The organism is Rhizobacter sp. LjRoot28 (assembly GCF_964253025.1).
In the GTDB taxonomy this organism is placed as follows: domain Bacteria; phylum Pseudomonadota; class Gammaproteobacteria; order Burkholderiales; family Burkholderiaceae_C; genus Rhizobacter.
The window spans coordinates 1788905-1809320 of the sequence record NZ_CAXUQC020000001.1 but is presented as its reverse complement, the minus strand read 5'-3'; the positions used below and the strand labels follow the sequence as shown (position 1 = coordinate 1809320).

Here is a 20416-nt window from a genome sequence, read left to right as displayed (position 1 = left end):
CGCGAGAGCCTCGTCAGGCCGACGCACCCCGCAGGCGGAACGCCCTGACCACCGCGACCATTCGCACCGCCTGGTCTCGCAGGCTCTCCGTGGCGGCGGTGCTCTGCTCCACCAGGGCCGCGTTCTGCTGCGTCATGCGATCCAGCTGACCGACTTCGCCGCCCACCTGATCGATGCCGTCCCGCTGCGATCGGCTCGAACTGCTGATCTCGGTCATCAGGCTCGACACCCCGCGGATCGCCGCGACCACCTCCTGCATCGTGGCGCCCGCTTCGTTGACGAGCCGCGTGCCGGATTCGACGCGCTCGCTGGAGGAACCGATCAGCGCCTTGATCTCCCGCGCCGCATCGGCACTGCGCTGGGCAAGGCTTCGCACCTCGCCCGCCACCACCGCAAAACCGCGGCCCTGCTCACCGGCACGCGCCGCCTCCACCGCGGCATTGAGTGCCAGGATGTTGGTCTGGAAAGCGATGCCGTCGATCACGCCGATGATGTCGGCGATGCGCTGGGCGCTGGCGGAGATGTCGGCCATGGTGGCGACCACCTGCCCCACCACCTGCCCGCCGCGCACGGCCACCTCGGACGCCGCACGGGCCAGGCGGTCGGCCTCGCCGGCGGCGTCCGCATTCGCGCGAACGGTGCCGGTCAGCTGCTCCACGTTCGAGCTGGTCTTCTGCAGGCTGGCGGACTGCTGTTCTGTGCGGTCGCTCAAGTCGCGGTTGCCGGTGGCAATCTCCGACGACGCGGTGGAGATGGAGTCGGCCGAGCGCCGCATGTCGTCGACCAGGCTGTGCAGCCGGTCCTGCATGCCGGCGACGGCGAGGAGCAGCCGGCCCATTTCATCGCGTCGATCGGACAGGACCGCGGCGGACAGGTCTCCTGCCGCAATGCGTTCTGTCACGGCGATCGCCTGGCTCACGGGCGCCAGCACCGAGCGGCTCAGGCGCCATGCGAGCAGCGCACCGATGGCGAGCGCCACGAGGCTCACCGCCACGAGCACCCCGGTGGCGACCCGTTGCGTGCGCCCCGCCGCGGCGTAAGTCTCCGCGTTGAGGGCGGCCTGGCGCGACACGAGTTCACCGGCGAGTTCACGCCACTGCCGCTCCACCGGACGGACCTCGTTCATCAGCACGAGCGTTGCTTCAGGCGTCGCACCTTCGGCGCCCAAGGTGGCGGCCCGCTCGATGAGGGGCAAGGTCTTGTCGCGCACGGCCTGCAGCCGCTTCAGCAGTTCGCGGTCCGCCGCGCCGACGGCGCCGTCGCCGGCCAGCGCCTGGTCGAGTTCCCCTTCGGTCTCGAGGTAGGCCTTGCGCGACGCGGCAAGCAGCGCGACCTGCCGGTCGATTTCCTGGACGTCGGTCAGCAGCGTCAGCGTGCGCAGGGTGACGGCCATCTCGTCCACCTCGTTGATGAGCGTGTTCGCCAGGGCCATCTGATGGTTGTTCACCTCGACGATGCGGCGCATGCGTTCCGATGCCGACGACAGCAGCACCTGGCTGACGGCCGCCATCGCCACCAGGAGCGCGAGGATGATGGAAAAGCTCAAGGTGAACCGGCGGGCCAGGCTGACCGAGGGGCGCGGGGAAGAAGGATGGGTCATGCGGAAGCCGAAGGCGAATCAAGGGATTACCCTCATATCGACGCCAACCTGGATTCCTGAATTGTTTTTTTTGGTGCCTGAGTGCCCCGAAGCGGGGCGTCCGCGCCAGCGCCCGGACCCGTCCCTCATGTCGCAGCCAGTTGCCCGGAGGCGTGACGCCGACTTCAACCGCCTGCGGTTTCCCCTTTCGGAGGGCAGCGCTGTCCTCGTGCCTGGGGTCGTGTCGTGACATCGCGCGTCCCGGGGCGGACGCAATCGTTCGCCTTGCCAACCGCGTCACAGCCTGGCCCGCGAGTTGCTCAGCCGAACCTAGGGTTTCTCCCTACAATCGCCCGCTTCCCTGACCCGGGGACCACTTTTGCAGTACTCACCATGTCCACCCTGCTTCGTCACTTCCTGCCGCTGAGCTGCGCCGCCACGCTGCTCGCCACCTCCCTCGCGGCCACGGCCCAGGCGCCGGCCGACACCCTCGCCCGCATCCGAGACAGCAAGACCATCACCCTGGGCGTGCGCGAGGGCTCCCGCCCGTTTTCGTTCCTGAACGAACAGAAGCAGCCGGTTGGCTATTCCGTGGACCTGTGCCTTGCCGCGGTCGAGGAAATCAAGCGCACCCTCAAGGTGCCTGACCTGAAGGTCAACTACAAGGTCGTCGCCGGTGCCGAGCGCATCCCGAAACTCGAGTCCGGCGAAATCGACCTCGAGTGCGGCTCCACCACGAACACCAAGGCCCGCCAGGAAAAGGTCGCGTTCAGCTACACCATCTTCGTCGCCGGCATCCGGGTGCTCGTGCCCAAGGGCACCAAGGTCGACAACGTCAAGGACCTGGAGGGCCTGCCGGTCGGCCTGAGCAAGGGCACGACGTCGGAGAAGCTCTTCACCCAGCTGAGCGCCAACGAAGTGAAGATGCAGCTCACCACCTTCGGCAGCAACGTCGAGGCCTACAAGGCACTCAAGGACGGACGCGTGCGCGCCTTCCCGCAGGACGACTCGCTGCTGCTCGGCCTCGCCGCCCACGACAACGCCCTGGGCCAACTCGGCCTGAGCAGCGTGTCGCTCTCCGTGGAGCCCTACGCCATCATGATGCGCAAGGGTGACGCAGCCCTCGGCGCCGCCGTCGATCGCGCCCTCTCACGCCTCTACACCGGCGGCGAGATCGAGCCCCTCTACCGCAAGTGGTTCGCCACCGAGCGCCTCAACATCCAGATGAGCCGCCTCACGCGCGACAGCTTCGCGCGGCCGAACAAGGAAGCGGGCGTGGCGATGCTGCTGGGGTACTCGCTCTGAGTGCTTGAGCCTGCGCGCCACGGGCGTTCGGGAGGTGCAGGTGTGCGGGAGCACGCCTGTACCGACGCGTGACACGCGTCTCTTGCCATCTGGCGTTGGAGCCGACCGATGGGACTCACGGGCTACGACGGTCCTGACCGTCACTGGCCGGTACTCCAGGCGCCGCGGCCGGCCGGGCGGACGCGATTCAGCAAGGCCAGCCATGGCAATGGACACCAGGTTCCCGGCGTGCGTCCTCCGCGTCAGGCCGCCGGCCCGAGGCACCTCGCCACCAACGCGGGGAGCCCTGTGGCAGCGGTACTGCACCAGGTGTTTCGTCCCGTCGTGGCCGAAGCGTCCGGGTTGATGTCCCAGACGGCCGCGCCCGCCCGCATGGCGAGGTCTGGCAGGCCGGCCGCAGGGTAGACCAGGCCCGACGTGCCGACCACCAGCAGCAAGTCGGCGCGCGATGTCCGCTCGCAAGCCAGGTTCCACTCGGTCTGAGGCAGTTCCTCGCCGAACCAAACGACACCGGGCCGGACGGGGCCGCCGCAGACGCTGCACCGAGGCGGCGGCTGGGCACCGTCTTCGGCCCTGGGAGACGCCGTGGGCAAGCCCATGCCCTGCGTCGAAGCCGGATGGCCACAGTCCAGGCACCGTGGTGCGAAGAGGCTGCCGTGCAGGTGAATGACGTCTCGCGAGCCGGCGCGCTCATGCAGGTCGTCGACGTTCTGGGTCACGATGGTCAGGTTCTCGAGGCCCTGCCGCGCGGCCAGCTCGCTCAGCGCGCAATGGCCCGCATTCGGCTGTGCTCGGGCCACGCCTTCGCGTCGTGCTTCATACCAACCCCACACCAGCGCGGGGTCGCGCACAAAGCCTTCTCGCGTCGCGAGATCGTGCGGATTGAACGTGGACCACAGGCCGCTCAGTGCATCGCGAAAGGTCGGGATGCCGCTCTCTGCGGACATGCCGGCGCCGGTGAGCACGGCGATGCGGCGGGCGCGCTGGACGGCTTCGACCAACGCGATGGGGACTTCAAGCGATGTGCACGGCGTGGGGTTGTCGATCATGGGTCTATCGTGCCACGATGACGAGCGAGCAACCCTTGGCGCGCGCTGTCGTGGGCCGCGTACTGCAATGGAAGTGAGACGGCTTCGCGCTTTAGGCCGAAGGTGTCGCGGCCCCGGACGCTGTTTTGGAGCGCCCGCAGTCACTGTGGCTTCTAGAACTGCCTTGACCGCTTGCGCTTGGAAGGTCGGCCATGGCGTGTGTGCTGCGAAACGGGAATGAACCTGCCGCGGCGAACGAAGAAGCGAGTTCTAAGCGTGATGGCGTGCCTCTGCAGGGCGGGCAGCCCGTGATTCAAGGCTCGGAACTGGACCTCTGGCACGAATCGCTCTACGACGGCCGGAATTCCGCACGCGCAACGTGATCGACGAATCCGACAGGTAGCCCTTCGCCGTGAGATCGGCACGTCGGACCAGGGCAGGACGGCAGATGCGCTCATTGAGCCGGCTGGTCGACTTAGACCGTGTGCCGGGCTCCATTCGCTTGGACCGCGGACCGAAGATGACGTCGAACGGGTCCAGCGAAGGTGCGGCAACCAGGGGCATTGCGCTTCGCTTCATGCAGCCTGGTCAGCCGTACCAGACCACGTACATCGAGAGGTTCAACCGAACGACTCGCACCCAGGCGCTCGACGCCGGCTCTTTCCGCTCGATCCAGACGGTGCAACACATCACCGGGGATGGCGGCTCGACTTCAACGAGCAGCGCCCTCAAAAACCCTGCGAGATCGGCGCCGCGACTTTTGCGCGCCAGGTGACGGTGTGACCCGGAGGCACCTGGACATCCACGTCGCGGATGGCGACGACCGAGGACGCGGGCGTCATGCAGGGCGAACTTCCATCTCGCCGCGCACGGCATAACGATGGGCACGCCCGACAGGATTTACCGCCGCGTCTCTGTAGATCCGAAACGCCACGTACTGCCCAGCGGGCTCGAGCCAGCGCTCCTTCTGCGCGTCGACCAGGTTCCACCGGCCCTCGAAATGCAGCTCGGCCCAGTTGTGATAGTCGGCGGCCCGCAGCACGGCATTGCGATCCGTGTCGTAGCCGCCCACCATTCGGGCCGGGATGCCGTTGGCCCGCGCGAGGGCCGTGACGAGGTAGGCGTACTCGGTGCAATCACCGCCGTGGCGGGCCAGCGCGTCCGCTGCTCCGCGGTCTTCTGGCACATAGCCGGCGTACTGGAGGTGACCTCGGACCCAGTCGTACACCGCCCGCGCCGTGTCGGCAGGCGATCGCTGTCTCAGCTCGGCCGCAAGCGCCCGCACGGCGGGATGCTCGACCTCGATGAAGCGTTCGCTGCGCAGCCAATCACCGGGGTCGGCGAGCGGGGTTTCCCGCGGCAGAGCCCGCATCGTCAGGTCCGCCGTGACGGACACCACGCGGCGCCCGAGCGCCGGGAGCCGGGGCACGAGCACCTGGACGATGGCATGCCCCAGCGCATCGCGCGCGAGGGTCCACGGCACCGAGAGGCGTACTGCGTCGAGGGTCTGCACCGGAGTTTCGGCGGCAGGCACGTAGAGCCACACGGCCTGATCAAAAAGGTCGCGGGAGAGCGGGTTGACGAGCTCGAAACTCCACCTCAGTTGGCGCCGCTCCGCCTCCCCTGCCCTTGCGTGCGGAGCGGCAGCCCATGCACACGCGGCGGCCGGCAGCATGTGCAGGCAGCTGCGGCGAGCGAAGTTCACAGGCCGCATGCCGGCTTGCGCGGTCCGCGGGCCTGGGCCGCCCACACTGTCTGCTGCTGCACCAGTTGGCGCAGGTAGGTCGAATCGTTTTCGGTGTAGACGAGCACCGGCACCGGGTGAAGCGCGTCGCGCAGCCGCTGGACCGCCTCGTCCTCGTCTTCGGGCATTGCCGCGAGCACGACGGCCGACAGGTGCGCGGCCTTGCGTTCGCGCCGCCACTGCTTCACGGCCGCACGCGCTGCGTCGGGGGTCAGCGCGGGCAGGTCGACGGCCCCGGGCAGCTGCTTGCGCAGGCCAGCTCGGCGCGTTGACAGCAGCACGAGGTTGGCGTCGGACTGGCTCTCAGCCCACAGCTCCGCCGCAGTGAGGGACCAGGACAGTGTGTCGCCGGCGCGGCCCGCAGCCGGCCAGTTGGGCACCCCCCCCTGCAGTACGCGCACTCGGGCGAAGCCCTGTTCGAGCAGTGCGCCACAGGCTTCGTACAGCTCGCGTTCCATCCGGCCGTTGCCGAGCAGCACCACGGTCTTGTCGCGCAGGAAGGCCTTGGTGCGTACGGCCGACAGCGGCATCACCATGGTGGCGATGCCCTCTGGCAACGGCAAGGGCGAATTGCGCACGTCGATCAGCGCGGCGCGCGGATCACTGCGCATCGAGTCAAGCTGGGCGGGCGACAGGGCGCACACCGCGTCGCGGCGCGTCACCGCCGCGGGGGACGGGGCGGCGGCCCCCGCCAGTACATCCTCCCGCTTGCACATCGACGAAGCCGGGTTGAGGCCCTTGAGCGCCTCGGGCATGGTTCCCCCCGGAGCAACACCCGCCAGCGCCGACCCCGCCACCAGCCCTGCAAGGCAGAGCACCAGCGCGCACCTCACGGGTTCAGCCCAATCGCACCACTGGCGGACAGCCCCGGCCATGAGGTGCCTGCTGAGGCGGCCAGCCCCGGCATCGGGGAGGCTCCCGAGGGCGCGGGGTCGGCAGTGCCGCGCTGCATCAGATCGGAGGGATAGGTGAATTTCCATTCGCGGTACGCCTGCTTGCCGGTGAACCCGGCGTCCTCGGCCTCGAAGGCCCCTTGCTTGATCGGAACGGCCTCGGAGCGGGAGTGCACGCCGACCACTCGGCCGGCGACCCGCACCAGAACCCAGTCAGCCTTGCCCGTCATTGGATCGACGAACACCTTGCGCAGATGACGGCGCCCGCCGGAGACGCGCTTGTCGAACAGCAAATCCTCGAGTCCGACGGGATACTCGCGCCTCCCCATCGGCATCGCCTCGTGGTACCGGCCGATCGCGATGCGGAACTGACGTCCGATGGCGAGCAGCTCGGCCTCCTGATCCCGTCGCACGGAGGTCGTGTGGAGCTCCCACGCGAAGCCCACGCTCATGCCAAGCAGCGCCACAAGCAGCAGCACCCACAGGTACGAAAAGCCGCGCTGGGCGCTACAGGGCGTCATACCGCCGTCCGTCTCTCATCTGGCCGGGGGCGCCGCTGCGCACGTCGCCCACACCGGGAACGTCCGCCTCGCGCGGCGGCACCATCACCCACGTGGCGGCCGACTCGGTGACCGGGTCGATGGGCACGGCACGCAGATACTTCGCTTCCACAAGTTCGTCCAGCGTCTCGGGGTAGCGGCCGGTGTCGGCGCGGAACTTGTCGAGGGTGGTGCGCAGCACGTGCAGGTTCTCCTGCAACGCCACCTCCTTCGAGCGGTTGAGCGAGCCGAAGTAGCGCGGCACCGCGATCGTCAACAGCAGCGCGATGATCGACATCACGACCAGCAACTCGATCAACGTGAACCCGCCCGAGCGTCGAGCCATTGTGGTCACCATTGGCGGTAAGGCACGTTGTTGAGTCCTGCACCCTCCGCGCGTGAGAAGACGTCGAACACGTCCTCCCCCTCCTGCGGGTCGTCAGGGGGCGAGGCGTAGCTGCGCAGGCCCCATGTGGCCGATGCCGTGGCTCTAGTGTCGGGGTTCATTGGATCCCGGGGCAGGCTGCGGAGGAAGTACAACTTCTGCTTGACGGGGCTGCGCTGGTCCGGCACTCCGTCGACCAGCTCGTCGAGGGTCTTGGGATAGCCGCTGTCACCGATCCTCTGCTGGATGCGCCCTTGGTCCGACGCCCGTTTGTAGGCGTCAAGCCCGTCGCGGATCTGAATCAGCGCCCGGCGCAGGTCGCGCTCCTTCTCACGCCGCACGTTGATCTCCACGAGCGGCACGGCCACCATCACGAGCACGGCCATGATTGCGAGCGTCATCATCAGTTCGACGAATGTGAAGCCGCGCGCACGGTCAAGGCGGAAAGGATCGGTCATGGCGTGATGCGCACGAGCCGTTCCACCGGCAGCGCCACCGGCATGGTCGCCGCGGGTTCCGGCGAGGCCGAAAGCAACTGGATGCGTGCGCCCGGGCCGGTCGTAGGCTTCAGCGCCTTGAACGTGACCATTACGACGGCACCCGAGCCGTTCACGCCGGCATCTCCTCCCGAGGAGTTCTGGCGCACGGCGGCTACGAACACCTTGCCCTGCGCCGCGTCTACCCGGTGGCTGAACTGCGATGCACCGTTGCCCTGTTTGAAGAACCCGCCTTCTTGCACCTGGGCGACCTGCAGTGCCTGCGGATCGAAGCCGATCAGCATCGGGAGCCCGCGCAGCGCGGCTTGGCTGTTGACCTGCAGCACGGCCGTGAACTGCTCGCCCGCCTTGACCTCGTTGGGGGCCTGCCACAGCAGCGCGGGCGCGGGACCACTGCCCGTCGGCGGGGTCGCGGATGCTGCGGCGCGGGTCACGAAGGCGTTCGCCCCGGCGGCAGCGGCCGCCGGTGTGGGACCGCCGACCTCGCCCGGTGCGGCGCCTGTCGCCGTGCGCGCGGCGCCCGAAGCAGCAGCGTCGGCGGGTTCCACGACGCTGAGGCGCAGCGAGTCCGATCCGATGCTGGTTTCCGTGCCGGACTCGAACTCGGCTTCGAACAGGTCGGGACGGCGGTTGGAACGCACTACGCGCGGCGTAATGGAGAGCAGGATCTCGCTGCGCTGCGTGTCGTCCTTCTGGCTGCCGAACAGGCGGCCGAGCACCGGCATCTCGCCGAGGCCCGGCACCTTGTTGGCGGTGCGCCGGTCCTCGTCGCTGATCAGGCCCGCCAGCACCTGGGTCTCTCCGTCCTTGAGCCGAAGCACCGTGTTCGCACCACGCGTGCCGATCTGATAGGCGAGCGTGCCCGACTTGCTGACCACCTCACGCACAAGCGTCGACACCTCGAGGTTGACTTTGATCGCAACCTCGGCGTCGAGGTAGATCACGGGCTCCACCTCGAGCTTGAGGCCGACGTCGATGTAGTTGACCGTCTCGGAGATGTAGCTGGCATTGGTGGCCGGCGAGGTGGTGGTGGTGATGATGGGGACACGGTCGCCGATCAGCACCTTGGCCTTGTCCTTGTTGCGCACGCGGATGCGCGGGTTAGCCAGCACGTTGGCGTCCTGGTCTTCCTTGCGCGCGTTGATGATCATGTTGCCCACGCCCACCTGGGTTGTGGCCGCAGTGAGGTTGCGCAGGGTCGCCAGCGTCAGCGGGCTGCCGGCCGTCACCAGCGGCGACAGGGTCGTCTGGCTCGGCCACTGCACGCCCAGTTCGAGCAGGCGCGAACGCTTGACCTCGAGCACCTCTACCTCCAGCATCACCTCGGGGTCGCTCAGGTCCTGCAGCGCGACGATGCGCTCTGCCATGCGGATGGCTTCCGGTGTGTCGCGCATGATCAGGATGCCCAGGCGTTCGTCGATCGCCATGTCTTTCGTCTTGACGATGGTCTTGATCGTGTTCGACACCGCCTTCACATCGGCGTTGGTCAGGTAGAAGGTGCGCACCGACAGCGTCTGGTACTCCTTGAGCTTCTGCGGTGTGCCGGGATAGATCAGGATCGCGTTGTCGTTGAGCACCTTCTGCTCGAGCTGGTTCGTCACCAGCACGAGGCGGACTGCGTCCTCGATCGACGTATTCCTGGCGAGGATCGTCACCTTGATGTCCGGGCGCAGGTCCTTGTCGAAGTAGAAGTTCAGGCCCGAGACCTTGGCAATCACGTCGAACACCGACTTGAGCGGTGCGTCGCGGAACTCGAGCGTGATGGGTTTGCGATACGTGGCTGCCAGCTGCACGCCCGGCCGCCGCTGGCGCGAACGCATTTCGTCGATGCGCGCCTTCAGCTGCAGCGCGTCCTTGCGCGACGGATCCTCCACGAGCACCGTGCGCAGCTTTGACTCGGCCTCGGTGATGTCGGGAGCACCTCCCCGCTTGAATGCGACGTCGGCCTCGCTCAGGAGCAGGCGATGGCGGCGCTCCATCACCACATTGTCAAGACCTTGCTTCGCCATCGCGTTGTAAGGATCGAGCTGCCGCGCCTGCCCGTATGCCTTCTCGGCCTCCGTGATGCGTCCTTCGTGGAGCGCCAACTCGCCGGCCGACACCAGGCGGCTCACGGCGAGCGCGCGCTGGTTCGCGAGCGCGATGCGGTACTCGGCGTTGCGCGGCTGTGCCGCAACGGCCTCCTCTAGCTTGACGAGCGCCTGGTCGGTCTTGCCCTGACGGATCAAGGTCTGCCCCTCGCGGTAGGCCTCCGCGCCGGCGCAGCCGGCGAGCACGGCGGCCGCCATCAGCACGGCGCAGGCCGCACCATGGCGCGCCAGCGCGAGGTAGGGGAAGGTCGGCGCCTGGAGGCCGGCCGGCCGGATTGGCTTCATGTGTGCGATCTCAGCTGGTGCCACCCACGTCGAGGGTCTGCGTCTGGTTGGTCGGCAAGTGCGTCAGGGTGAGCAGGTTCCCCTGCACGCTCTCCACCTTGTAGTGTTCGGCGACGGTGTCCCCGACCCGCGCGACGATGCCCCGTTCGTTGTGCTGAAGGAAGAACACGGTGACACCGTCCTCTTCATAACGGCCGATGGTGCGGAATGGCAGCGGTGGGGCATGCGGCACGGCAGGGCCCTGGACCACTGGCACCACGGGTTCGGTCTTGGTGACCGGCGCGTCGACCTGCCACGCACCCGCCGCAAACAGTGCCTCCGCGCGGTCGTCTGCCTCGGCGTCGCGCGCACGGATTTCAAGCACGTCGGCTGCCACGGCACCCTTGCCGGGCGCCCGAGACGGCGGAGCCGCCGACGTGCCAGCGGTGCGGGCCGACCGGTCGGCCAGCAGTACGCCGCCGTCGGCCTCTGGGTCCGGCGCCATGTAGGCGGCAGCCAGCGTCGCGACGAGCGCGAGCCCCAGCAGCAGGTGCTGGCGGTGGCGCTTGCGGTTCATGGCGTGCTCCGCGCGACAGCGGTACGCGGCAGCTGTGCCAGCACGACCCACTGAAGCCGCGCCTCGACCTCGACGGCATCGACTTGCGGCCGCTGGAACTGCACGCTCTCCAGGCCGAGGGAAGGATGCGCGCGCAAGGCCGAGTCGACGAAACGGTGCACCGCACGCCACTCGCCTCGGACTGGCAGGCTCATGCGATAGCGCAGGAAGCCGCCTTCGGCATCGACCTGGGGCCGGTACTCCCCGCGGGCCACAGTGAGGCGTTCGGATTCGGCCAACGCGATCAGGTCCTGCACCTGGGTGGGCAGGTCGTCGTGGGGCAGCAGCCGCGTGTCGAAGCGGTGCAGGCGGTCGCGGGCATCCGATGGCGCCGCGCGCACCACGGGGTCGACCGCCAGCGGCCGGTCGAGCCAGCGCTGCTGCGCACCCGCCGCCGCGAGGGCCTGGTGGCGCTCGGCCGCCCAGGCGCCCACAGCCAGCACCGTCGCCGCGGCAAGCAGCAGGCCCCACGCGCCGACGCGGCGCGCGGCACGACGCACTTCCCAGGCGACGGCGGCGGCCAGGCCGCCCAGGTTCAGGGCGCCCATGTTGCCTCCACGGTGAAGCGGTATGGGTGCGCGGGGTTGGATTGCTGCACCTCGTGGCGGGTCAGGTAGGCTTGAGCGATGGGCGGTCGGTTGGCGATCAGCGCCACGTAGCGGGACATTTCGGCGCCCGAGCGAGCCTCCGCCACCACTTTCAGCGTGGCGCCACCATCGGGCAGCGCGCTTGCGCCCGACACGTCGACGCTCAGCAGCGCGACCCGGAGGTCCTTCGGCACCTGCAAGGCGCCGATCAGCGCGGCCACCGGCATGTTGAGTTCGCGGATGGCGGTGTTGACGGACCGCACGCGCGCGAGTTCCTCGCGGGCGAGCCCGACGGGGGGGCGCTCCTGCGCGAGGCGGCGGGACGAGTCGTCCTGCTCGCGGCCGACGATTTCCTGTTCAAGCCGCCAATGGTCGTGCGCGTCCTTCGCGAAAGAGACGGCCAACAGGAGCAGCACCACGGCGGCGGCTTTGACAATGAGCGGCGAGCCTCGACCGGCCCCGGCCACGGCGTCGAGGCAAGACGGGCTGGCCTCGGCCGCCAGGCCGAGCCAGGGCGGCACGGCCTGGTCGTCCGGCAGGGCGATGTCGGTGACCGCAATGGGCCACGGCGGGCCGGCATCCCCGCTCCGGAGACCTCGCACCACAGCCGCCTCGGCCAGCCACGGCTGCCGCAGACCGGCGCGGTCCCACAGCGCGCGCAGCGACGCAGCCTCTTCGGGTCCGAGGGACCGGGCCATCACGTCCACCGGTGTCCGACCGCCCTGCACCACGAGCACGGCGCCCGGCAGCCACACCACGAGCGGCGCAGTCGCCGGTGCGTGGCGCTGCCGCCCGGCGTGGCGCCACGCGGCATCGGACAGCGGACGCACCGACCGCAAAGGTCCGCCAGCAGCCTGCGCCACGCGGCCCAGCGCGGCGAGCAGCGCCGCGCCGTAGGCGACGGCGCGGCGCGGCGCTCGGTAGGGGCCGTCGTCGATCCGAACCGTGTCGTCGGCCTGGCCACCAAAACCCGCAGCCTCGAACTGTGCGCGCGCAAAGCCCTCGGCTTCATCGGCACGCCCGAGGGCGTCGCTCCAGGGCAGCCGACAGGCCGCGAACCACCCGTCATCGACCAGCACCCGCACCCCGCCCTTCCATGTCGCGTCCGCTGGCCACTCGCGCACGAGCGCATCGCACGCGGCATGCAGCGACGGGGGCGAACCCGGCTCCACCGGCAGCACCTTGAGCGTGTCGGGCGACCAGCGGCCTGCTCGGCGCGCGGCCACCATCAGCGCGTTCCCGGCCGCAACGACAAACCACTCAGCCTGCGACACGGGCCACCTCCTCGAGCGTCGTCTCGCCCCGCGCGACCCAGTCGAGCGCAGTGGCGAGCACCGGGCGCAGACCCATGCGGGCCGCACGTTCCTTGAGCGCAGAGATGGGGGCGCGGCTGGCGATCAGTTCGCGCATGGCGTCGTCCAGCACGAGCACCTCGGCCACTGCCTTGCGGCCCTTGTAGCCCGCGCCGCGGCAGTGGCCGCAGCCCGCTCCGGCCCGGAACGTCCAGCCGCGGACCTGTTCGGAATCAAGCCCGGCGGCGTCCAGTTCCTCGTCGGACGGCTCCACCGGCAGTGCGCAGTGGGGACAGTTCATCCGGAGAAGGCGCTGGGCCACCACCCCGTTGAGCGCCGACGCGAAACTGTAGGCATCGACACCCATGTGGACGAACCGCCCCACCACGTCGAAAACGTTGTTGGCGTGCACTGTGGTGAACACGAGGTGGCCGGTGAGTGCAGCCTGCACAGCGATCTGCGCCGTCTCGTTGTCGCGGATCTCGCCCACCATGATCTTGTCCGGGTCGTGCCGGAGGATGGACCGCAGGCCTCGCGCGAAGGTGAGTCCCTTCTTCTCGTTCACCGGGATCTGCAGTACCCGCGGCAGGCGGTACTCCACCGGGTCCTCGATGGTCACGATCTTGTCGCGGCCGGTGTGGATCTCGGTGATGGCACCGTACAACGTCGTGGTCTTGCCCGACCCGGTGGGGCCGGTGACGAGCAGCATGCCGTGCGGCTTGGCGGCGAGCCGGCGGATCTGCGTCATCGTTTGCGGGTCGAGCCCCAGGTGGTCGAGCCGCAGGGACTTCGCCTGCTCGGTGAGCGATTGGCGGTCGAGCAGGCGCAGCACCGCATCCTCGCCGAAGATGTTCGGCATCACCGACACGCGGAAGTCGATCTCGCGGCCATTGACGCGGACCTTGAAGCGTCCATCCTGGGGCGTGCGGCGCTCGGCGATGTCGAGTTCGGCCATCACCTTGATGCGCGACACCACCTGCTCTGCCATGTGGTCCCCGTGCACCTGCGTGATGGACACGAGGACACCGTCGATGCGGTAGCTCACGTGCAGGCAGCCGGCATCGCACTCGAGGTGGATATCGCTTGCCTGCAGCTTGAGGGCATCGTAGATGGTGGAGTTGACGAGCTTGACCACGGGGCTGACGTCGTCGCTGATAGTGGACAGCGTGATGACGGCGGCTACCTCCTCGTCGCCGGCGGCGGCGGCCTCGCCCTCGAAGCCGTCCATTGCACGGAGCTGGCGCTCCTGCTGCGTGAACGACGCCCGCAGGTCGTCGGGATGGGCGAACGCGATCACCGGCGGCACGGGCTGCGGCCCCAGGCGGCGAAGCGTCCAGTCCTCGAGTTCTTCGTCGAACGGGTCACCGAGCACCACGTGGCGGCGGCCGTCCGCATCGCGGGCCACGAGCACGCCGCGCGCCACGCACTCGGGGTACGTGATGCGCTCGAACTCAGGCACCAGCGCCTGCAGTTCCGGCATGCCCGCGTGCGTGCAGCCCGCGCGGCCGGCCAGTGCCTGCATCAGCACGTCGGGCGTCCAGCCGGTGACCTGGGCCAGTGCAGCAAGCAGGCGCTGCTCGCCCTGGGCGGCGAGCGTACGGGCACTTGCCAGCAGTGCCGGCGTCAGCGCATCAGGCGTGGGATCGCCGGCGACGGCCTTCATTGCAGACTTCCCGCCAGATCGAAAATCGGCATGTACATCAAGACCACCACCGTGCCGATCACGATGCCGATCACCGCCATCAGAACGGGCTCCAACAATTTCGAAGCCCAGTCGATCCAGCGCGCGAAATCTTCGTCCTGGAACCGGGCGGTGCGTTCAAGCATTTCCGCCAGTTGCCCCGAGCGTTCGCCTACCTTGATCAGCGACTCGGCCACGGGGCTTGCGAGTCCGGCGGCCAGCAGGGCGGCGGAGAGACTCTGGCCTTGTTCGACGGCAAGGCGGCTCTGCGCAAGCCGCTCCCTCTGGGCGGGCGACACGAGGCCAGTCACCATGCCCATCGCGCGCGGCAGCGCGATGCCGGCGGCGAGCAGCAGGCTAACGGCGCGGAAGAAGCGGGCAAGCCGGAACTCCGCCGCCCGGCGTTCGATACCGGGCAGGCGCAGTGATTGGTCGAGCAGCAGCTGCCGCCATCGCGGCTGACTCAGCGCCCAGCCCGCAGCGACGGCCAAGGCAAGCAGACTGCCCCCGACCGCCAGCCAGTGATCGTGCACCCCCTGCCCGAACGCGAGCAGCCAGCGAGACAGCCACGGCATCTCGCGACCGGCAGACTCGTACACCGACGAGAAGCGCGGTACCACATAGCCCAGCAGGAACAAGGTGACGAAACCGCCCACCACCAGCAGCATCACAGGGTAGATGGCCGCTGAAACGAGCTTTTTGCGCAGCGTCTCGAATTGCAGCTGGTACGCGATGTATCGCGAGAGCGCCTCAGGCAGGCCGCCCGTGCGTTCAGAGGCCCGCACGGTGGCCACGTAGACGGGCGGGAAGTGTTCCGGGGCCGCCGCGAGCACGTCGGAAAAGTTGCGCCCCTCTCGCAGCGCGCGCAGCAGTTCAGCCAGAAGCGCGCGCGGCATGGCCTGGCGCTCCTTCGCGTGCAGGGTCGTCAGCGCCTCGGTCAGGTTGAGGCCGGCGTCCAGCAGCGCAAGCAGCTCCTGACTGAAGAGCAGCAGCGGAAAGGTGGTGTTGCGGCCACCCGCCGTGGCGGCCGCCACCGGCACCGATTCGACGGCAAGCACCTTGCCGCCGAGCGAGACCACCCGGCGCACGGCCTCGGACTCCTTCAGGTCGGCAAACTCTTGTACCTGCACGCGGCCGTCCAGCCCCTGCACGCTCAGGCGCACGCGTATGGCTCCGGGTGCAACACCTGAGCCGGCGGCAGCAACTGTTCTCCCGCTCATCATGTCACTCGGCGCCCAGACGCGTGTCAGCGGTACGACACGTCGGCGGCATCGCCGTCACCCCCGGCCTGACCGTCCTTGGCATAGGACAGCAGGTCAAAGTCGTCGGACCCGGTGGCGCCGGGGGACTGGTAGACGAACGGCCGTCCCCACGAATCGGTGGGCACCGCCTTCTGCAGGTACGGACCGTTCCACTTCGGCTCGTCTGCGGGTTTCGTGACCAGCGCGGCAAGACCTTGCTCGCTGGTGGGGTAGCGGCCGGTGTCAATGCGGTACGCATCGAGGGCCTTCGCCAGGCCTTCGATCTGGGCCTTGGCCGTACTGCGTTCGGACTTGCCGATCTGCGAAAAGTAGCGTGGGCCGACGTACGCGGCTAGCAGGCCGATGATGACCATCACCACGAGCAGCTCAAGCAAGGTGAAGCCCCGGCTGCGTCGCACGCGACCATCATCTGAAAAGCCAAAGCTGCTGTGGTTCATCTTGAAGGTGAACAAGAGGTCGGATGATCGGCTGACGATCGGAATCGATGCCGGGTAACCGGATACGTGATCGCTGCGGAGAGGGAGCGTCGACGAGGCCGGAGACGCCCCGAGGCGACGGCGAGCCCGCCCCCTCGTTTCATCGCGGGCCGCTGCCCCACTTCTTTCGTTGTGCCAGCCGTCATTGTGGTTGCTTGCCTGAACTCAGCGAACGAAGATGTCCCACTGCAGTGCGAACGACTTGGCAAATACGTCGGGCGCGATCTGTGCGCGCACCGTGACCGTGTCAAGACTGCGCCCGGTCTGGCCGACAGCCAGCGCGCCAAACGACAGCTGTCCGTCCACGACCACCATGCCCGCGGGCGGAATCACCTGCGCAGTGCCTCCGTCGATGGCGGTGGTGCCGACGTTTCCGAATGAGGCATCAACCACATATTCCCAAGTCGTGGCGTCCACCTTGGTCGATGTCTTCACGCGCACGCTACAGATGCGCGCGCCGGCGTTGTTGCTCGAGCGCACTTGGGCCAGCTCGTCGTCGAGGTTCACCAGATCGACCGGTGTGCCCGACCGGCTCATGTAGGCTGGATCCAAACTCGCGCTCTTGCCGACCAGCACCTGATAGGCCTTGCTTCCGTCGGAGAGACAGTCAGTCTGGCCATCTACCGTGACCGTCTGATCCACGTTCCAGTTCGATGCCGTGAAGGTCAGCGTGGCCGGCGTGGCAACCCCCTCGCCCGGGACGGTGCTTGCCACCGGCACCCGCACCGATGCTGTCGGCTCCGAGCCGAGCCGCACCTTGAACTTCGCGGCACCCCGGCCTTCCACTGTCTGTGAGCTGCCTGGCGTGACGACGATGTCACCGCCCGTCTCGGAAGGGATCACCACCGCACCCGCCCCGGTCGCCCGGCCCACGCCGCGGCCATCGTATACCTCCACATGAATGTAGTACGCGCCCACCGGCAGGTTCGTCACGTCCCAGTCGATCGAGCCCGCGTGGGTGCCCACCGGCTTCGCAATGCCATCGACGATCAGCGTTTTAGGCAGACCATCACGCGTCAACGAGTAATACAGCGCAACGGTCGGGGCCACATTGACGTCCGTGCCCATCCATGACAGCCGCACCGTCTTGCGCCCAGCTGACTCCGTGGGTGCGATCGCTTGAGAGGGCACCTGCACCGAGGCATACGGTGTCTGATAAGTCTCCGTGCTGACGGTGAACTGCGACGGCGCCGACCAAGCCGATGTCTTGCCTTTGGGATCTACCGCGCGGACGCGCCACCAGTACCTTCTCTTGTCGGCCACCGGCGCGAGCGTCCATGACGTCGTGGGCGACGTGCCGCTGCGCAGCACCGGGTTCATGGCCTCCGTCGCGGCGAGCTGGAATGCGTAAGTCACGGTGTCGTCGTCCGGGTCGGTGGCCGGGTTCACCTCCAACACAGGCGCGATTGCCGAGGTCCACGCACCATGCCCGGGGTTGGCAACCGTCGGCACCGACGGCGCATCGTTCACAGCATTCATTGTGAACACGGCGCTCGCCCAAGCCGATTCCGACACGCCGTCCTGCGCCTTCACCCGCCAGTGATACCGCGTGTTCTCGACGAGCCCGCTGACGGTCCACGAGGTGCTGCCGCCCGCCTGCTGCGGCAGCGAGCCCGAGACGCGTTTCGCGCCCGAATCAAACGATTCGACGGTGTCCAGCTCGAACACGTATGTCAACGCGTCTCTGTCGGCGTCCGTCGCATTCCCGGCCACCAGCGTCACACTCGTCGTCGTGACCGTGGCTCCGGGCAGAGGCGCAGCCACCGTCGGAGAGGTCGGCGCCGCGTTGGAACCAGCGAGCGAGAACGAGCGGGCCGCCGTCACGGTCTGCGCGCCGACCGTGTCGGTCGCGATGACTTGCCACCAATACACCTTGCCCATCTCGGCCGACACAGACAGCCGCCAGCTACTGGTGCCCGAGGGGTGTGCCGGTACGCCGTCGATCGACGCAACAGCCTGCGTCAAGGCGCTGTCGCCCCACACCCGCACGCCGTAGCTGACCGTGTCGCCGTCCTTGTCCACGGCATTGGACCAGCTCAGCAGCGGCTGCGGTTCAGCCACTTGGCCCGAAGGCACAGGCGACGTCAGGTTGAACCGGTCCGGGGCGTCGTTGTGCAGATTGACGAACAGCATCGACTGCACCCAGGGGCTCGCCGACGTGCCATCGGTCGCGCGCACCCGCCACCAGTAGCGGGTGTTGTCCGCGAGGTCGGCAGGCACCAACCATTGGGTCGGCTGGGCCACCGTCCCGGCGCCGTCGCCCGGGGACATTGGCGCCTTGTCGACGGCGGCGCTTGCAACCAGCTGCGTCATCGCTTCATCGCCGTACAGCTCGAACTGCAAACGCAGCGTCGGGTCTTGCGGATGCGTGCTCGCCTGCGCTGACAGCATGGGTCGCAGCGTGGTCACTTGGGCGCCCAGTGCCGGTGACACGATAGCTGGCACCAGCGGGCCAGCCGGTGGGTCGATGGTCTGCACCGAGATCGTCGCAGAGCGCGTGGCCTTCAGCGTCCCGTCGGTCACGGTGTAGGCCACCAAGTAGTTGCCGACGGCGCCTCTTGGCGGGGTCCAGTCGAACACCGCGCGTGCCACTGTGGGAGCCGTCGCGTCAAACGGCTGCGCGGTGAACGTGGCCCCCGCTGGCAGAGGGGCGGCGGTGATCGTCACGAGCTTGCCGTCCGGGCTGCTCGCTTCCACGAGGAAGGACACCTGCTTCGTCTCCTGCACCGTACGGTCCGGGACGAACTGCAGCACCGGCGCGCGCGGCGTGGTGCCCTGTGCCTGGAAGTCGCTGTCGTACGCGCCCGGCGTGTTCACGTCGAACACGTTGAGCCAGTACTCCCACTTCTTCGTGTCGAGGTTGCGGGTCTTCGACAGCCAGACGTTCTCGGGCAGCATCTGCTTGGCATCCGAACGAACGACCTTGCCGAGGGCCTTGGTGCCGTTGAACGGGTCGGGGAGCTTCACGTACGCGAAGCCGGCGGTGGCAGGGAACTGGAGGCGGTAGCGGGCGGTGCCGTCGGGGGCGGTGCCGGCGGTGAGCTGGGCGACGGTGCTGCGCTCCGTTACCACCGTGTCGGTGCCTTCGGATTCGTACAAACGGACGACGTCCCCATCCTGGGCGAGGAAGTCGCGGACGGTGTCGCGGCCGGGGAGGTCGACCCGGACGTCGCGGATCAGGAAGTGGGGGTTGGCGGCCTGCAGCAGCGACGTGAGTGCGCCGCCCAACTCATCGGCATGGGCGAACTTCGCGGTGAAGTCGGTGAACTTGCCGGCGAGGGTCGTTTCCATCTGCCAACGGCCGGTGGCCGCGCCGTTGGCGACAACGTCACCGAAGTCGATGAGCAAGGAGTTCTGCACCGGTGCGTCGTTGATGTAGCTGCCAATGATCTTGAAATTGATCAGCAGGCCTTGGCTGTTCTCGACGATCTTGGGTTGGGCGGATTCGATCTTGAGTTTCTTCGCCGGCACCAGGCCATTGTTCTTGACGCGCACGCCCAGCGTGAACGGCTCGATGGCTTCGACCTCCGCCGTAAGCGGGTCGTCGGCGATCACGTCCTGCTGCAGGAAGTAGTCGAGCGTCAGCAGCGGGAGCGGCTTGACCGTGATGACATCCGGCGAGACGTCGAGCGTGTGATTTTCGTTGGCGTAGTGGTACCGGAAGGTCGCGCCGACGAGGTACTTCTTGCCGAGCGGCGTGCTGCCCGCCGAACCCGGCGCCGGGATCAGGAGCCAGTTGATGACCGCCGTGGTCTTGGCTGCGAGCGAACCGGTGCCTTCGACGTTGGCGATGTTCTGCTTCTGGGACAGGCGAATGAAGAACTTGGCGCTCAGGTCATTTGGGTTGTCGCTCACCGGGACCGGTGCACCAGTTTCATCGACGACCTTCAACATCACCGATACGTTCTCGATCACCGAACTGTCCGTGGTGTTGTTGATCTTCATCTCGGCGTCGAAGGCTTGGCGCTCGAGGGTCAATTCCTGCTTGATCTCTATTTTCACCCGTGCGCACACAGTGTCTTGTGCGCGTGCTTCGCCCCCCCCCGCAATGAGAACGATGAACAGGGGCATCAATTCGGCTACGCGTAACAGCAGGTGCACGCGCGACTGTTTCGAAGGACGCCGGTTGGAGCGAGACATGGCTGACGACCATTCGGTCTTAGGCATACTCGACTGCA

The 20416-nt window shown here is 68.0% G+C and carries 17 protein-coding genes; 2 read left to right on the top strand and 15 right to left on the bottom strand.

The window, feature by feature from the left end; translation table 11 throughout:
- Nucleotides 1–13: 13 nt before the first annotated feature.
- Complete coding sequence (locus ACSQ2F_RS08435; protein ID WP_436021671.1) at nucleotides 14–1600, bottom strand: methyl-accepting chemotaxis protein; 1587 nt, start codon at nucleotides 1598–1600, stop codon at nucleotides 14–16.
- A gap of 372 nt (nucleotides 1601–1972) precedes the next feature.
- On the opposite strand from ACSQ2F_RS08435, the gene ACSQ2F_RS08430 reads away from it, so the two are divergent.
- Entirely contained in the window at nucleotides 1973–2884 is a 912-nt protein-coding gene (locus ACSQ2F_RS08430) for an amino acid ABC transporter substrate-binding protein (RefSeq protein WP_436021669.1), read from the top strand.
- Nucleotides 2885–3126: 242 nt separating this feature from the next.
- Here the strand turns inward: ACSQ2F_RS08430 and ACSQ2F_RS08425 are convergent, their stop codons facing one another.
- Entirely contained in the window at nucleotides 3127–3933 is an 807-nt protein-coding gene (locus tag ACSQ2F_RS08425; protein WP_436021667.1) for an SIR2 family NAD-dependent protein deacylase, read from the bottom strand.
- A gap of 427 nt (nucleotides 3934–4360) precedes the next feature.
- Between ACSQ2F_RS08425 and ACSQ2F_RS08420 the strand changes: the two genes are divergently transcribed.
- Nucleotides 4361–4687: an integrase core domain-containing protein gene (locus ACSQ2F_RS08420; RefSeq protein WP_436021665.1), complete on the top strand. Its 327-nt coding sequence runs from the start codon at nucleotides 4361–4363 to the stop codon at nucleotides 4685–4687.
- 63 nt (nucleotides 4688–4750) lie between these two features.
- On the opposite strand, the gene ACSQ2F_RS08415 is transcribed toward ACSQ2F_RS08420, so the two are convergent.
- The 13 genes from ACSQ2F_RS08415 to ACSQ2F_RS08355 form a co-directional block, all read right to left on the bottom strand.
- Nucleotides 4751–5617: a transglutaminase-like domain-containing protein gene (locus tag ACSQ2F_RS08415; protein ID WP_436021663.1), complete on the bottom strand. Its 867-nt coding sequence runs from the start codon at nucleotides 5615–5617 to the stop codon at nucleotides 4751–4753.
- The gene (locus ACSQ2F_RS08410; RefSeq protein WP_436021661.1) at nucleotides 5614–6474 is read right to left on the bottom strand and encodes a rhodanese-like domain-containing protein; all 861 of its coding nucleotides are present in this window, start codon (nucleotides 6472–6474) and stop codon (nucleotides 5614–5616) included. The genes ACSQ2F_RS08415 and ACSQ2F_RS08410 overlap by 4 nt, the downstream gene beginning before the upstream one ends.
- 11 nt (nucleotides 6475–6485) lie before the next feature.
- Entirely contained in the window at nucleotides 6486–7070 is a 585-nt protein-coding gene (locus tag ACSQ2F_RS08405) for a type II secretion system protein (protein WP_436021659.1), read from the bottom strand.
- Nucleotides 7057–7434 (bottom strand): type II secretion system protein, encoded by a 378-nt coding sequence (locus tag ACSQ2F_RS08400; RefSeq protein ID WP_436021657.1) that lies wholly within the window; start codon nucleotides 7432–7434, stop codon nucleotides 7057–7059. The genes ACSQ2F_RS08405 and ACSQ2F_RS08400 overlap by 14 nt, the downstream gene beginning before the upstream one ends.
- A gap of 5 nt (nucleotides 7435–7439) precedes the next feature.
- Entirely contained in the window at nucleotides 7440–7931 is a 492-nt protein-coding gene (locus ACSQ2F_RS08395) for a type II secretion system protein (RefSeq protein ID WP_436021655.1), read from the bottom strand.
- Entirely contained in the window at nucleotides 7928–10345 is a 2418-nt protein-coding gene (locus ACSQ2F_RS08390; protein WP_436021653.1) for a cohesin domain-containing protein, read from the bottom strand. The genes ACSQ2F_RS08395 and ACSQ2F_RS08390 overlap by 4 nt, the downstream gene beginning before the upstream one ends.
- Before the next feature lie 10 nt (nucleotides 10346–10355).
- Nucleotides 10356–10901, bottom strand: a complete 546-nt coding sequence (locus ACSQ2F_RS08385; RefSeq protein ID WP_436021651.1) for a hypothetical protein — start codon at nucleotides 10899–10901, stop codon at nucleotides 10356–10358.
- A complete protein-coding gene (locus tag ACSQ2F_RS08380) occupies nucleotides 10898–11488 on the bottom strand; it encodes a hypothetical protein (protein ID WP_436021649.1) in 591 nt (196 codons plus the stop codon). Before ACSQ2F_RS08380 ends, ACSQ2F_RS08385 begins: the two co-directional genes overlap by 4 nt.
- Nucleotides 11476–12801 carry a hypothetical protein gene (locus tag ACSQ2F_RS08375; protein WP_436021647.1) on the bottom strand — a complete coding sequence of 442 codons (1326 nt, stop codon included), beginning with the start codon at nucleotides 12799–12801 and terminating at the stop codon, nucleotides 11476–11478. The genes ACSQ2F_RS08380 and ACSQ2F_RS08375 overlap by 13 nt, the downstream gene beginning before the upstream one ends.
- A complete protein-coding gene (locus tag ACSQ2F_RS08370) occupies nucleotides 12788–14482 on the bottom strand; it encodes a GspE/PulE family protein (protein ID WP_436021645.1) in 1695 nt (564 codons plus the stop codon). Before ACSQ2F_RS08370 ends, ACSQ2F_RS08375 begins: the two co-directional genes overlap by 14 nt.
- On the bottom strand, nucleotides 14479–15663 hold the full coding sequence (locus tag ACSQ2F_RS08365; RefSeq protein WP_436021643.1) for a type II secretion system F family protein: 1185 nt from the start codon (nucleotides 15661–15663) through the stop codon (nucleotides 14479–14481). Before ACSQ2F_RS08365 ends, ACSQ2F_RS08370 begins: the two co-directional genes overlap by 4 nt.
- Nucleotides 15664–15746: 83 nt before the next feature.
- Nucleotides 15747–16199: a type II secretion system major pseudopilin GspG gene (gene gspG, locus ACSQ2F_RS08360; protein ID WP_436026780.1), complete on the bottom strand. Its 453-nt coding sequence runs from the start codon at nucleotides 16197–16199 to the stop codon at nucleotides 15747–15749.
- 204 nt (nucleotides 16200–16403) lie between these two features.
- Nucleotides 16404–20378, bottom strand: coding sequence for a hypothetical protein (locus ACSQ2F_RS08355; protein WP_436021641.1), 3975 nt, complete (start codon nucleotides 20376–20378; stop codon nucleotides 16404–16406).
- Nucleotides 20379–20416 lie beyond the last annotated feature (38 nt).

Excerpts from the sequence above, each read along its gene's own strand:
- ACSQ2F_RS08380 (WP_436021649.1), bottom strand. The coding sequence starts at position 11,488 with ATGGGCGCCCTGAACCTGGGCGGCCTGGCCGCCGCCGTCGCCTGGGAA.
- gspG (WP_436026780.1), bottom strand. The coding sequence starts at position 16,199 with ATGAACCACAGCAGCTTTGGCTTTTCAGATGATGGTCGCGTGCGACGC.
- ACSQ2F_RS08385 (WP_436021651.1), bottom strand. The coding sequence starts at position 10,901 with ATGAACCGCAAGCGCCACCGCCAGCACCTGCTGCTGGGGCTCGCGCTC.
- ACSQ2F_RS08430 (WP_436021669.1), top strand. The coding sequence starts at position 1,973 with ATGTCCACCCTGCTTCGTCACTTCCTGCCGCTGAGCTGCGCCGCCACG.
- ACSQ2F_RS08435 (WP_436021671.1), bottom strand. The coding sequence starts at position 1,600 with ATGACCCATCCTTCTTCCCCGCGCCCCTCGGTCAGCCTGGCCCGCCGG.
- ACSQ2F_RS08390 (WP_436021653.1), bottom strand. The coding sequence starts at position 10,345 with ATGAAGCCAATCCGGCCGGCCGGCCTCCAGGCGCCGACCTTCCCCTAC.
- ACSQ2F_RS08400 (WP_436021657.1), bottom strand. The coding sequence starts at position 7,434 with ATGGCTCGACGCTCGGGCGGGTTCACGTTGATCGAGTTGCTGGTCGTG.
- ACSQ2F_RS08355 (WP_436021641.1), bottom strand. The coding sequence starts at position 20,378 with ATGTCTCGCTCCAACCGGCGTCCTTCGAAACAGTCGCGCGTGCACCTG.
- ACSQ2F_RS08405 (WP_436021659.1), bottom strand. The coding sequence starts at position 7,070 with ATGACGCCCTGTAGCGCCCAGCGCGGCTTTTCGTACCTGTGGGTGCTG.
- ACSQ2F_RS08370 (WP_436021645.1), bottom strand. The coding sequence starts at position 14,482 with ATGAAGGCCGTCGCCGGCGATCCCACGCCTGATGCGCTGACGCCGGCA.
- ACSQ2F_RS08425 (WP_436021667.1), bottom strand. The coding sequence starts at position 3,933 with ATGATCGACAACCCCACGCCGTGCACATCGCTTGAAGTCCCCATCGCG.
- ACSQ2F_RS08420 (WP_436021665.1), top strand. The coding sequence starts at position 4,361 with ATGCGCTCATTGAGCCGGCTGGTCGACTTAGACCGTGTGCCGGGCTCC.
- ACSQ2F_RS08395 (WP_436021655.1), bottom strand. The coding sequence starts at position 7,931 with ATGACCGATCCTTTCCGCCTTGACCGTGCGCGCGGCTTCACATTCGTC.